Source organism: Pseudomonas sp. P106(2024) (assembly GCF_057480815.1).
The window spans coordinates 162001-174361 of record NZ_JBLIYU010000009.1 but is presented as its reverse complement, the minus strand read 5'-3'; the positions used below and the strand labels follow the sequence as shown (position 1 = coordinate 174361).

12 protein-coding genes are annotated in these 12361 nt (G+C 63.1%); 5 read left to right on the top strand and 7 right to left on the bottom strand.

Annotated elements, in window-relative coordinates:
* The first annotated feature begins 177 nt into the window (after positions 1–177).
* On the top strand, positions 178–522 hold the full coding sequence (locus AC25M7_RS16540) for a YggL family protein (protein WP_028692777.1): 345 nt from the start codon (positions 178–180) through the stop codon (positions 520–522).
* A gap of 30 nt (positions 523–552) precedes the next feature.
* Here AC25M7_RS16540 and AC25M7_RS16535 read toward each other — a convergent pair whose 3' ends face one another.
* The 6 genes from AC25M7_RS16535 to AC25M7_RS16510 all read right to left on the bottom strand — a co-directional run bounded on the left by AC25M7_RS16535 (position 553) and on the right by AC25M7_RS16510 (position 7526).
* A complete protein-coding gene (locus AC25M7_RS16535) occupies positions 553–4185 on the bottom strand; it encodes an ATP-binding protein (RefSeq protein ID WP_028692776.1) in 3633 nt (1210 codons plus the stop codon).
* A gap of 7 nt (positions 4186–4192) precedes the next feature.
* Positions 4193–4813 carry a response regulator transcription factor gene (locus AC25M7_RS16530; RefSeq protein WP_028692775.1) on the bottom strand — a complete coding sequence of 207 codons (621 nt, stop codon included), beginning with the start codon at positions 4811–4813 and terminating at the stop codon, positions 4193–4195.
* A gap of 281 nt (positions 4814–5094) precedes the next feature.
* Positions 5095–6426, bottom strand: a complete 1332-nt coding sequence (locus AC25M7_RS16525) for a deoxyguanosinetriphosphate triphosphohydrolase (RefSeq protein ID WP_028692774.1) — start codon at positions 6424–6426, stop codon at positions 5095–5097.
* A 78-nt stretch (positions 6427–6504) separates the two neighbouring features.
* Entirely contained in the window at positions 6505–6834 is a 330-nt protein-coding gene (locus tag AC25M7_RS16520) for a hypothetical protein (RefSeq protein WP_028692773.1), read from the bottom strand.
* A complete protein-coding gene (locus AC25M7_RS16515; RefSeq protein WP_028692772.1) occupies positions 6831–7205 on the bottom strand; it encodes a phage holin family protein in 375 nt (124 codons plus the stop codon). Before AC25M7_RS16515 ends, AC25M7_RS16520 begins: the two co-directional genes overlap by 4 nt.
* A gap of 9 nt (positions 7206–7214) precedes the next feature.
* Positions 7215–7526, bottom strand: a complete 312-nt coding sequence (locus tag AC25M7_RS16510) for an ElaB/YgaM/YqjD family protein (protein ID WP_028692771.1) — start codon at positions 7524–7526, stop codon at positions 7215–7217.
* 302 nt (positions 7527–7828) lie between these two features.
* Between AC25M7_RS16510 and AC25M7_RS16505 the strand changes: the two genes are divergently transcribed.
* The 4 genes from AC25M7_RS16505 (at position 7829) to AC25M7_RS16490 (ending at position 10657) form a co-directional block, all read left to right on the top strand.
* On the top strand, positions 7829–9037 hold the full coding sequence (locus AC25M7_RS16505; RefSeq protein WP_028692770.1) for an ammonium transporter: 1209 nt from the start codon (positions 7829–7831) through the stop codon (positions 9035–9037).
* Between the two features lie 72 nt (positions 9038–9109).
* Positions 9110–9346, top strand: a complete 237-nt coding sequence (locus AC25M7_RS16500; RefSeq protein WP_028692769.1) for a glutaredoxin family protein — start codon at positions 9110–9112, stop codon at positions 9344–9346.
* Between the two features lie 68 nt (positions 9347–9414).
* Entirely contained in the window at positions 9415–9723 is a 309-nt protein-coding gene (locus AC25M7_RS16495) for a hypothetical protein (RefSeq protein WP_028692768.1), read from the top strand.
* A 49-nt stretch (positions 9724–9772) separates the two neighbouring features.
* Positions 9773–10657: a pseudouridine synthase gene (locus AC25M7_RS16490; RefSeq protein ID WP_069016680.1), complete on the top strand. Its 885-nt coding sequence runs from the start codon at positions 9773–9775 to the stop codon at positions 10655–10657.
* 113 nt (positions 10658–10770) lie between these two features.
* Here AC25M7_RS16490 and AC25M7_RS16485 read toward each other — a convergent pair whose 3' ends face one another.
* Positions 10771–12336, bottom strand: coding sequence for a methyl-accepting chemotaxis protein (locus tag AC25M7_RS16485; RefSeq protein WP_028692766.1), 1566 nt, complete (start codon positions 12334–12336; stop codon positions 10771–10773).
* Positions 12337–12361: the final 25 nt, after the last annotated feature.

Sequence of the window (12361 nt, the reverse complement as noted above, 5' to 3'; positions counted from 1 at the left end):
AACCCTGCAGGCGAGGGGAAAAGACAACGGGGCTGTAGGAAGTGATGGCCCCAGGACAAAATGTAGTGCGCATTATGCCCCAAGCAGAACGTGCATGGGCTTCATTCGACGGAAAAGCGCCGTTAGGCGCCGGAAACTGGTAAAGTGCCGCGCGTAATTAATTGAGAGGATTGTTTCATGGCTACCAACCGTTCCCGTCGCCTGCGCAAGAAACTGTGCGTGGACGAATTCCAGGAGCTGGGTTTCGAACTGAACCTGGACTTCAAGGAAGACCTGTCCGATGAAGCCATTGATGCCTTCCTCGACGCTTTCCTGGCTGAAGCCATGGATGCCAACGGCCTGGACTACGTCGGCGGTGACGACTTCGGCCTGGTCTGCAAGGCTACCCGCGGTTCGGTCAGCGAAGAACAGCGCGCCGCTGTCGAAGCCTGGCTGAAAGGCCGCAGCGAACTGACCAAGATCGAAGTCAGCCCGCTGCTGGACGCCTGGTACCCGGAAAAACCGGTCAATCCGGCTTCCTGATCAATAAGGGCGGTACGGCCTGTACCACCCTTATTTGGCTTCGGCCAGGCGCTCCCGCTGCCTGGCCAGGGCCTTCTCCACGCGGCGCATGTGCCGCGCCAGCACCTGGCGACGCCTTTTCAGTTCTGCCTGTGACAAGTTCGTCTCCTCCAGCGCTTCACACGCTTCGATCAATGCCTGCGCATCCAGCATTCGCCCCGCGCTGAGGATCTTGTGTGCCTGTAGCGACAGCTCGGCACCTTCACGTTGCGGATCTATGGCCATCAGAATTTTCAGGTCCTGGCGCAGGCTCAGAAGCAAAGTGTCGAGAATGCGGTCGCGATCGGCGAGGTTGTCGCCGACGATCACGGACAGGCCTTCAAGGTCGAAGCGTGGGGGCGGGGCAGACTTGCCGTGGTCCTGTCGGGGGATCCGTGCAATGCCCTTCAGGCGTTGCCCCAGCACTTGCAGGCCGATGGGTTTGAGCAGGCAGTCGTCCATGCCGGCGTCGAGACACTGCTGACGCACCTCGGGCTGGGCATTGGCGGTGTAGCCCAGGATGGTACAGCGTGGCCGATCCTGCAGGCGCTCTTCCATGCGCACAGCTCTGGCCAGCTGGTAGCCATTCATCTGCGGCATGTTGCAATCGACGATGAGTACATCGAAGCAGCCCTCGCGCCATTTGCGCAACCCTTCGCATCCCTCTTCGGCACTTTCCTGGCTCAACCCCAGGTAGTTCAGTTGCTGGGCCATCAACAGCAGGTTGGCCGGGTGGTCGTCTACCACCAGGATGTTCAACTGCTGCTCGGGTTGCAGGATGTCCGTGGCGAGTCGCGGCAGGACCGCTACTGATTCGACACATTGCAAGGGCATCACCAAGCGCACGCGGGTACCGACACCCTGCAGGCTCTGCAGGGTGAGCTCGCCGCCCATCATCGCGCACAGATCGCGGCTGATGACCAGCCCGAGCCCGGTGCCGGCTCGGGCACCGACGCTATGGGGGTTGGCTTGCACGAAGGGAGAGAACAGGCGCGGCAGGTCTTGCTCGTGGATCCCGATACCGCTGTCACGGACTTCGAGGTCGAGCGTCGGCAAGTCTTGCTCGCAGTCGTTGCGCACCCTGGCGGTGATGCGCACCTGTCCTTGTTCGGTGAACTTGATCGCATTGCTCACCAGGTTCGACAGCACCTGCTTGAAACGCAGCGGGTCAAGCATCGCATGGCAGCGTGCCTCGCTGGCGATCACGATGTCCAGTACCAGGCCCTTGTGTCGGGCCAGGCCATCGAACACACGTCCTACCGACTCGATCAGGGCCGCGAGGTCTACAGGTTCGGGGGCCAGGGACATTTGTCCTGACTCGATACGGGCGATGTCCAGGATGTCGCCGATCAGCCCCAGCAGGTCACTGGCCGAATGATGGGCGACCTCCAGCGCCGGGCGGTCCAGCTTGCCCTGATCGGCATGTCTAAGGGCCAGCTCAAGCATGCCGATGAGTGCGTTCATCGGAGTACGGATCTCATGGCTGATGGTGGCCAGGAAAGTGCTCTTGGCTCGGTTGGCATCATCGGCCTGCTGCTTGGCCAGGCGCAGGTCCTGGACCAGGTTGCGGCGTTCGCTGATGTCGATCCAGCCACCGATGATGCCTTGCATTTCGCCCAGCGAATCGCGGTAGGGCAGGATCCAGTGATAGATCGTCAGGTCGCGGTCCTTCAGGCGCAGCGGGCGGTCGAGAATCAACGGCTTACCCTGCGCCATTACCCGCTGGTAGTCGTCCTGGACTTGGAGTGTGTAGTCGCAGTCGCTGTAGGGCGCATCCTCCAGGCGTTTGCCCAGAACCTGCTCGAGGTCGGCGCCGACCGCCTGCAGGTAGCTGTCGTTGCAGCTTTGCAGGCGTCCTTCACGATCGCGTACATACATCGGATGAGGCGTGCCGTTGAGCAACGCGCCCATGAACTCCAACTGGTCGTTCAGCGCCCGCTCGGCCCGCTGGCGCTGTTTGATCTGGCGGCGCAGCCGGGCATTCCATACCAGTGCGAGCACCAACAGGACGGCAATCACCCCCACCACCTGCAGGATTACCCGACGGTAGTTGCGCCAGTAGGCGTCGTCCTGCAGGCCGTGGTCCCGCCAGCGACTGTTGATCACGCCCAGTTCCTCCGGCGAAATGCTCAGCAATGCTTTGTCGAGTATTGCACCCAGTTCGCTGGCGTCAGCGGCGGTCGCCATGGAGAACGCCGCCGGCTCCGTGCCCACGGTGCTGCGGATGACCAGATCGTTGCTGGTAGCGAGCATGTGGTTGGCATCGATCAGGGTGGCGATCGCCGCATCCACCGCGCCGCTGCCGAGCAGCACCATGGAGTAGTAGGTGCTTTCGGTGGCGACCTGGTGGATGCCTGGGTGGCGTGTCGTCAGCAGGGTGGCCACCGTGCTGTCGCGAGGCACGGCGACACGCTTGCCCTTGAGTTGCTTCAGGCTGCTGGGTTGGTCGTTGCCGGTGTGGCTGACCAGCACGTAGGCGCTTTCCAGGTAGGGGCGGCTGACCTGCAGTGGATTGACCCGACGGGCATCGGTGGAGAGGCTGGCGATGATGTCGGCACGACCAGACTCAAGCTGGTCGATCATGTCGCCATCGCCACTCGCGCGACGAATCTCGAAGCGCAGGCCGGTACGCAGGCGGATCAGTTCGAGCAGGTCGGCGACAATGCCTCGCAGGCGGTCATTGTTGTCGAAGAATGTCAGGGGGGCTGCAGTATCGTTGACCACCACCCGCATGATCGGGTGCTCGCTCAGCCACTTTTCCTCGCGTACCGATAGCTGTAGCTTGCGGTCAGTCAGCAGGCTGCCGCTGCTGGCACTCCAGCGCTTGAAGATGTCGTTGCGGGTGGCGTTGGGCTGGGCGTCGAGCGCGGCGTCCACCAGGGACTGAAGGATGCGCGCGTCCTCGCGCATGGCAAAACTGAAGCCCACGGCTTCGTGCTTACCGAAGTTGGCCATGCGCAGGTGCGGCAGGTGGCCCTGACTGATCAGGTAATGAGTAGAGATGGTGTCACCGATGAACACGTCGGCCTGCTCGAAGGCCACGGCATTCAGTGCCTGTGTGGACGACTCGAAGGTAAGTAACTCGGCCTTTGGATAGTTGGCGCGGATCTCCCCGGGCGGCAGGTAGTGATACAGCATGCTCAGGCGCATGCCTGCGAGACCGGTGTCCAGCGCCCGGGTTTCATCCTCGCGGGTTACCAGCACCGGTTGGTCAATGGCGTAGGGGAGCGACAATGCAAGACCCTGGGTCACCGCCTCATAGCCGTTGGCGCTACCCAGCAGGTCGATATGGCCGCTTTTCAGTGCGGCGACCGCGGCCGGCCGGCTGGGAAAACGCTGCACCCGGACCGGCAGGCCCAAGGCGCTGCCGACCAGGCCGGCGTAGTCGGCGGTCAGTCCTTGGTACTCGCGCCCACCGGTTGCAATGTCGAATGGTGGGTAGTCGGGAGCCGAGGTACCCAGTACCAGTTCCTGGCGCTCTGCGAGCCATTCGCGCTGGGCGGGTGTCAGGGACGGCTGGACGGAAGCAGGCGCCGAGCGGCTGAGCAGGGTATAGGTCCGGCCCGTGTCGACGGTCACGCCGGCGCCTTGCAGTGGCGTACCCAGCCCGAGGCAGAGCAGCGATGTAACGATACACCTCCACATCATGACCTCAGACCAGCGCGTTGCGCTTGGCGACGTCGATCAACTCCACCAATGTGCTGGCGCGCAACTTGTGCATCAGGCGTTTCTTGTAGGTGCTGACAGTCTTGTTGCTGAGGAACATGCCCTTGGCGATCTCCTTGTTGCTGCGTCCCTGAGCAAATAGTTGCAAGACCATGAGTTCCCGGTCATTGACTTGGCGAAACAGCTCCAGCTCCTGGTTGCTACCTGTTGGAGGTGGATTGAGCGCCTGGCTGGGAAAATAGTTATATCCCGACAGTACGGCCTTGATGGCGCTGAGCAATTCACTGAGGTCTTCCTGTTTGCACACATACCCGGCAGCGCCGGAATGCATGCAGCGCACGGCGAACAGGGCCGGTGCTTGGGCGGTCAGTACCAGAACCTTCAGCGGAATGGCCATGGCCTGCAGGCGCGAAAGCATTTCCAGACCGTCCAGCTTGGGGATGCTGATGTCGAGGATAACCAGATCGGGCGGGGTTTCACGGATAATCTGCATGGCGTCCACGCCATTGTCCGATTCACCGACTACCTTGTATCCCTGGTTTTCCAGCAACATCCGTATTGCCAGGCGTATGACGGGATGGTCATCAACTATAAAGACTGAGTGCATATTCAACATTCCATGCTGCGCGTGAAGGCAGCCGGCACATTAGCTCAGTTGAATGTCGACGGGCAGGGAAGTGGTTGCCAAATCGGGGATATAGGAATTTACTTACAGCACTTACGAAGCATTGCTACGAGTGATGTGGATGTTGGTAGGGATTTATCAGGATTTGATCGTTTTTGTCGGTGTTGTTGGTGGACGTGTTTAATATCAAGCGATATTGCGTGGGAAATTTCACGCATATTAAACGTCGGTGGCAAACAGACGCCTGCCACCTCGTCCCGTCATTACTTCGGACTTGAGCGCCCTGTCATTTCCAGCGCCATTTCGCTGGCGTAGCTGTCGGTCATCCCGGCGATGAAGTCGATCATGCGCAGGAAGGCGCTGTGCAGCGAACCGTGAGGGTCGGGAGCGTTGTTGCCGATCAGGTCCAGAACCCGCCGGCTCTTGAAGGACGGAACGCGGCCGCCATGCTGTTCCAGCGCCGCGCCACAGAAGGTGTTGAGCAGGATCTCCAGGGTCGTGTACGCTCCGATCTCGTGAAGGGTCTTGCGTTTGTCCTGGAAGATTTTCTTGCGTGCCATGTCCTTGGCCTGCAGCACGCAGCGTTGCGCCGGCCCGTGCATGTGCTCGACCAGGTCGCCCGTCAGCCGGCCAACGAGCAGGGCCTGCTGCTGTTCGACGAAGGCCTGGGCGGCGGCGTTGGTCAGGTGCTCGATGGCTTTGCCGCGCAGGATCGCCAACTTTCGCCTGCGCGATTCACCGGGCCCCAGCAGGCGATAGGTTTCCGGTAGATCGTCGCCCACCAGGTCCAGCAGCAGAGCCTCGACCTCTGCGTACTGCAGCAAGTCCATCTCCAGCCCGTCCTCGAGGTCGATCAGGGCGTAGCAGATGTCGTCCGCGGCCTCCATCAGATACACCAGCGGGTGACGGGCCCAGCGTTGGTGCTCTAGCTGCGGCAGGCCTAGCTTGCCGGCGATCTGCTCGAGCAGCCCCAGTTCGCTCTGGTAACAGCCGAACTTGTGCTTCTTATAGCCCAAGGCATCCGCGTGACGTGCCGCCCATGGGTACTTGAGGTAGGCGCCAAGGGTGGCGTAGGTAAGGCGCATGCCACCGTCAAACTGGTGGTATTCGAGCTGGGTGAGCACGCGAAAGCCCTGGGCGTTGCCTTCGAAGTTGAGAAAGTCGGCGCGCTGGTCGTCACTCATGTCGTCCAGCCAGCCACGCCCGGCCGCCTGCTGGAACCAGTGACGGATGGCGTCCTCGCCGGAGTGGCCGAACGGCGGGTTGCCGATGTCATGGGCCAGGCAGGCCGACTGCACGATCATTCCCAGATCGCTCGGCTCGCACCAGGCCGGCAGTTGCTCGCGCAGGGTCTCGCCGACGCGCATGCCTAGCGAGCGACCGACGCAGCTGACCTCCAGTGAATGGGTCAGGCGTGTGTGGATGTGATCGTTGCTGGATACCGGGTGCACCTGGGTCTTGCGCCCCAGGCGACGGAACGCGCCAGAGAAGGTGATGCGGTCGTGATCTTTGTGGAACGGGCTGCGGCCAAGCTCCTCGGGGCTGTAAAGAGCTTTGCCCAGTCGTTCGCGGGTTAGCAGGGTGTGCCAGTCCAAGGCGTGTTCTCCCATCGTAGAGTCGGGATAGCTTCCTGCGTCCGGCGCGCCCGTGCAAGCGTCGGGCGCACCTTGGCTTCAGGGGCGGCGGCTGTTACCGAGGAACAGGCGGATCAGTGGAACCAGACTGGTGCCCACCCGAATCAAGCGCGTCAGGTTGCCGCTGCGCACGCCCTTGCCGGTGAGAAAACCCAGGGCAACGACGGCGCCGATGCCCCACAGTGAGCCATGCTTGACCCCAAGGCCCTCGCCGAACGAGTTGCCCATCCCGCGCAGGCGGCGGACGGGTTCAAGCAACTGGCCGGACTCGTGGCGGATTTCCTGGCGGTGCATTTCCATGCGCAGGCGCAGCAGTGCCTTGCGCAGCTCGCGCGGGTTACGGGTGTTGGGCAGTTCGGGCAGACTCATGGCAGCAGGCGCTCCCGATCTTTGGCCAACTCCTGGAGGGTGGCGTTGAACGGCGAGGACTCATCGAACACCGCGGCCTTAAGACGCAGGCCGCAGTATAGCGCGGCGACCCCGTAGAACACGCACAGGCCGATGATCCCGGCCAGGCGATAGCTGTCCCACAGCAGCACCAGCAGCAGGCCCGACAGCGCGGTCAGCAGCAGCAGGGCGAACACCAAGGCCAGGCCCGCGAACAACAGCAGGCTGAGGGTGCGGGCCTTTTGCTCCTGCAACTCGATGCCGAACAGCTCGATATGGCTGTGCAGCAGACCCAATATGGCCGCGCCCAGGCGCCGACCGGAGGCGCCCGTGCCGATGGCGTCGTTATCCATGCCGGCTCCTCAGCGCTTGGCCAGCAGGCCGATCAGCAGGCCGACGCCGGCGGCGATGCCAATGGCCTGCCACGGGTTCTCCTGTACGTACTGTTCGGCGTTGCCAAGGGCCGCTTGGCCGCGGGCACGCACCGAATCCTGGGTCAGTTGCAGGGTCTCGCGGGCCTGCACCAGGCGTTCGTGGATCTGCTCGCGCAGTTCGTCAGCCTGGTCGCCGGCCAGGTTGGCGGTGTCGGCGAGCAGCTTCTCGGTGTCGCGGACCAAGGCCTGGAAGTCAGCCATCAATATTTCCTGTGCAGTCTTTGCCGATTTGCTGGCCATGGAGGGGCCTCCCTGTGAATGTGTACTGGCTATTTCGAGTGATCGGTGCCGCGGAAGGTTCAGCGGAATATGTTGGTACAGCGCTTGCTAAAAAGCGGTGCGTGTCCGCCAAGACTTGCGCCGAAACCATGCGCCAGCGCTGCGGATACCGCTAAACCTTAACTCAATCCACGACAAACCCAAGAAAAAACCACGCAGGTTCCGCCCGGTTCACCGAAACAGGGCAGGGGCCTGGCACCGATTCGGTGCACGGATGCCGGTTCTTGAACTGTCCTGGTGCCTTTTTGCAGGTCTGCCACTTCATGGAAAACATGCACAGCGCGATGGACTCACTGGTCCATGGCTCCAACACCTTGTTCATCCTCATGGGCGCGATCCTGGTCCTGGCCATGCACGCGGGGTTCGCCTTTCTTGAGGTTGGCACGGTGCGGCACAAGAACCAGGTCAACGCCTTGTCGAAGATCATCAGCGACTTCGCCATCTCGGCTCTGGTGTATTTCTTCATCGGTTACTGGGTCGCATACGGCGTGAGTTTCCTGCAGCCGGCGGCGACCCTGGCCAACGATCACGGCTATGCCCTGGTCAAGTGCTTCTTCCTGCTGACCTTTGCCGCAGCCATTCCGGCGATCATCTCCGGCGGTATCGCCGAGCGCGCCCGCTTCGCGCCGCAACTATGCGCGACGGCATTGATCGTGGCGTTCATCTACCCGTTGTTCGAAGGCGTGGTGTGGAATGGCAACTTCGGCTTGCAAGCCTGGTTGCAGGCGCGTTTCGGTGCGCCGTTCCATGATTTCGCCGGTTCCGTGGTGGTGCACGCCATGGGTGGCTGGTTGGCGCTGGCGGCGGTGCTGCTGCTCGGTGCGCGGCGGGGCCGCTACCGCGACGGGCGCCTGGTGGCGTTCGCGCCGTCGAGTATTCCATTTCTGGCGCTGGGTTCGTGGATCTTGATCATCGGCTGGTTCGGCTTCAACGTCATGAGTGCGCAGACCCTGCAGGGGGTGAGTGGGTTGGTGGCAATCAACTCGCTGATGGCGATGGTTGGCGGCACGTTGTCGGCCTTGTTGGCCGGGCGCAACGATCCGGGCTTCCTGCACAACGGCCCGTTGGCAGGCCTGGTGGCGGTGTGCGCGGGGTCCGACCTGATGCACCCGGTGGGCGCGCTGGTCACCGGGCTGGTGGCCGGTGGACTGTTCGTCTGGTGCTTCACCGCCGCGCAGAATCGCTGGAAGATCGACGACGTGCTGGGGGTGTGGCCATTGCATGGCCTGTGCGGCGTGTGGGGTGGCATCGCCTGCGGTGTGTTCGGCCAGGCAGCCCTGGGTGGGTTGGGCGGCGTCAGCCTGGTCAGCCAGCTGCTGGGAAGCCTGGCGGGCGTGCTGGTGGCGCTGGCCGGGGGTTTTGCCGTGTATGGCCTGATCAAGGCGCTGCATGGCCTGCGCCTGAGTCACGAAGAGGAGTTCCAGGGGGCGGACCTGGCCGTGCACAGGATCGGCGCCACTAGTCAGGATTGAGCCAGGTCAGGTGCGCGCCGGCGGGCTCGGACCTAGAATGAGCATCCATTCATGCGAATTACGGATGTCTGCATGCTCCCTGAAACCCAGTTGTTCGGCACCGTGGGGTGCCACCTGTGCGAAGTGGCCGAGGCCGTGCTGATGCCTCTCGTCGAGCACGGTCTGCTGGTCGAGCTGGTCGATATCGCCGACAGCGAGGCACTGTTCGAACGCTACGGGCTGAGCATCCCGGTGCTACGCCGTTGCGACACCGGTGCCGAGCTGGGCTGGCCGTTCGATGCCGAGCAGGTGGTGGCCTTCCTCGGCTGAGTCGCACATTGACGAGCAGGGGTCTCGCTCCGTATGCTGTATATAAATACAGTATTCGAGGTGAAGCCATGCTCAATGTCGAGCAACTCAAGTACAGCATCAATCACATGGCTCCCGAGCGTGTGTACGAGGCCGTGCTGGAACTGCGCCTCGACGGCATCGTCACCGACGAGCGCACGCCGTTCGGCAAGGTGCATTTCAATACCTGCTTCGCCGAGATCGAGGCGCTGTTCCAGCGCGCTGGCTTCCACCGTCCGCTGGACGTGGTGGGCTACCAGGGCCTGAGCTACGCCCTCTACGATCCGGGGCGCTGGGACGCGGTACAAGTGTTGCGCTGGCTCAAGGCGCGCTGCGAGCCGGTCAGCGAGGCTGGTTGAGGGGCGCGAGCTGGGGGATAATGCCTGCCCCGCAGAACCGAGCCCGACGATGACCACGCCTTTCGACCCCTCCCGCCAGCAAGCCAGTACAGTATGCCTGCCTCCGGGCCTCTGGACGACTGTGCTTGACTGTCTGTGTGATCATTTCAAGGGCATCGACCGTGAGCAATGGCTCGACCGCTTCGCCCGTGGTCGGGTGTTGAATGCCGACGGCCAGCCCATTGCGGCCGATACGCGCTACCGGCAAGGCATGCGCCTGCACTATTTCCGTGAAGTACCCAATGAAAAAGTGATCCCGGTGCAGGAAGAGATCCTGCATGTCGACGAGCACCTGGTGGTGGCGGACAAGCCGCACTTCTTGCCGGTCACCCCCACCGGCGAGTACGTCGAACAGACGCTGCTGCGCCGGCTCATCCGGCGCCTGGACAACCCGCACCTGGTGCCGCTGCACCGCATCGACCGACACACCGCCGGGTTGGTGCTGTTTTCCGCCAACCCGCAAAGCCGTGGCGTCTATCAGCGTCTGTTTCCCGAGCGGCGTATCGACAAGCACTACCAGGCCATCGCCGCGGCCATGCCGCAGCATGACTACCCGCTGGTGCACCGCAGCCGCCTGGTGCATGGCGAGCCGTTCTTTCGCATGCATGAAGTGGAAGGGGCCGATAACAGTGAAACTCATGCCTGTGTGCTGGAGAAAAACGGCGAGCTGTGGCGCTATGGCCTGTCACCGGTCACCGGCAAGACCCACCAGTTGCGGGTGCACATGGCGGCGCTGGGCGCGGGGATCTGCAACGATCCGTTCTATCCGCAGCTGGTCAACGAGCAGGATGATTACGCACGGCCACTCAAGCTGCTGGCCCACAGCCTGCGCTTCGAGGATCCGTTGACGGGTGAGGTGCGGTATTTCGAGAGCCGGCTGACGCTCGACTGGTAGAAACATCGCCGGCAAGCCCGCTCCCACAGGTACGGCGCAGGTCTGGAAATCGGTGCGGCCGGTGTGGGAGCGGGCTTGCCGGCGATGCGCCGCGTAAGCGGCGCTCTGTGGACTCAGCGGTTGAAGCGTTCCACCAGCGAGTACTGGGTACCCGCGGTGCTGGTCAGTTCTTCGCTGAGCAGCGCCGAGCGCTGGGCCTGGCCGGAGGTCTGGTCGGCCAGGTCGGCGATGGTGCTGATGTTGCGGCTGATCTCCTCGGCCACCGCGCTCTGCTCTTCGGTGGCGGCGGCGATCTGGGTCGCCATGTCGGTGATGTTGGCCACGGCCTCGCTGATGCCTACCAACGCCTGGTCGGCCTCCATCACCCGCTCGACACCTTCCTGGGCCTGGCGGTGGCCGGTCTCCATGGTCTGCACCGCGTTGTTGGCGGTCTGTTGCAGCTTGGCGATCAGGGTGTGGATCTGCCCGGTGGATTCGGCGGTGCGCTGGGCCAACTGACGGACCTCGTCGGCGACCACGGCAAAGCCGCGGCCCATCTCGCCGGCGCGTGCCGCTTCGATGGCGGCGTTGAGCGCCAGCAGGTTGGTCTGGTCGGCGATGCCCTTGATCACATCGACCACGCCGCCGATCTCGTCGCTGTCCTTGGCCAGCTGGGTGACGGTCAGCCCGGTCTCGCCCACGGCGGCGGACAGCCGCTCGATGGCGTCACGGGTTTCGCCGGCGATGTTACGGCCCTGGCTGGTCAGGCGATTGGCTTCCTGGGTGGCGTCAGCGGTGCGCTGGACATGGTTGGCCACTTCCTGGGTGGTGGCGGCCATCTGGTTGACGGCGGCGGCGACCTGCTCGGTTTCCACCCGCTGGCGCTCCAGGCCCGAGGAACTCTGGTGGGCCAAGGCGTCGGACTGGCGTGCCTGGTCGCTGAGCTGCTCGGCGCTGTCCTGCAGGCGGGTCAGGCAGGTCTTCATCCGTGCGTCCTGGCTGAGCATGGCCATTTCCAGGCGTGCCTGGACACCGCGGCTGTCGGTGTACATCTGCGCGATCAGCGGATCGGAAGTGGTCTGTTCGGCCAGGCGCAGCAAGCGCTTGAGGCCGCGCTGCTGCCAGCTCAGGCCGAGCAGGCCGAGCGGCACCGACAGGCCGGCGGCCAGGGCGAAGCCCCAGGAGTGACCGAGCCAGTTGCCGATCAGGAAGCCGATCTGGCTGACCAGGATGAACGGCAGCCAGTCCTGTAGCACCGGCAGCCACTTGTCGCGTTTCGGGATGGCCGAGCGGCCCTGGTTGATGCGCTGGTACAGCGCCTCGGCGCGACGGATCTGCTCGGCGGTGGGCTTGACCCGCACCGACTCATAACCAATTACCTGGTTGTTGTCGAAGATCGGCGTGACGTAGGCATTCACCCAGTAATGGTCGCCCGACTTGCAGCGGTTCTTGACGATGCCCATCCACGGCAGGCCTTGCTTGAGGGTCTGCCACATGTGGGCGAACACGGCCGGCGGCACATCGGGATGGCGCACAAGGTTGTGCGGCGCGCCCATCAATTCCTCGCGGGTGAAACCGCTGATCTCGATGAAGGCATCGTTGCAGTAGGTGATCACGCCCTTGGCGTTGGTGGTGGAGATCAACCGCTGCTGGGCAGGGAAAGTCCGTTCTCTCTGGGTAATCGGCTGGTTGTTACGCATTGGCTGTTCAATCCGCAAGGCTTTC

What these genes read in the sequence shown, in the direction of transcription:
- AC25M7_RS16535 (WP_028692776.1), bottom strand. Translation starts at nt 4,185, where the DNA reads ATGTGGAGGTGTATCGTTACATCGCTGCTCTGCCTCGGGCTGGGTACG.
- AC25M7_RS16540 (WP_028692777.1), top strand. Translation starts at nt 178, where the DNA reads ATGGCTACCAACCGTTCCCGTCGCCTGCGCAAGAAACTGTGCGTGGAC.
- AC25M7_RS16515 (WP_028692772.1), bottom strand. Translation starts at nt 7,205, where the DNA reads ATGGATAACGACGCCATCGGCACGGGCGCCTCCGGTCGGCGCCTGGGC.
- AC25M7_RS16490 (WP_069016680.1), top strand. Translation starts at nt 9,773, where the DNA reads ATGACCACGCCTTTCGACCCCTCCCGCCAGCAAGCCAGTACAGTATGC.
- AC25M7_RS16505 (WP_028692770.1), top strand. Translation starts at nt 7,829, where the DNA reads ATGGAAAACATGCACAGCGCGATGGACTCACTGGTCCATGGCTCCAAC.
- AC25M7_RS16510 (WP_028692771.1), bottom strand. Translation starts at nt 7,526, where the DNA reads ATGGCCAGCAAATCGGCAAAGACTGCACAGGAAATATTGATGGCTGAC.
- AC25M7_RS16530 (WP_028692775.1), bottom strand. Translation starts at nt 4,813, where the DNA reads ATGCACTCAGTCTTTATAGTTGATGACCATCCCGTCATACGCCTGGCA.
- AC25M7_RS16500 (WP_028692769.1), top strand. Translation starts at nt 9,110, where the DNA reads ATGCTCCCTGAAACCCAGTTGTTCGGCACCGTGGGGTGCCACCTGTGC.
- AC25M7_RS16520 (WP_028692773.1), bottom strand. Translation starts at nt 6,834, where the DNA reads ATGAGTCTGCCCGAACTGCCCAACACCCGTAACCCGCGCGAGCTGCGC.
- AC25M7_RS16495 (WP_028692768.1), top strand. Translation starts at nt 9,415, where the DNA reads ATGCTCAATGTCGAGCAACTCAAGTACAGCATCAATCACATGGCTCCC.
- AC25M7_RS16485 (WP_028692766.1), bottom strand. Translation starts at nt 12,336, where the DNA reads ATGCGTAACAACCAGCCGATTACCCAGAGAGAACGGACTTTCCCTGCC.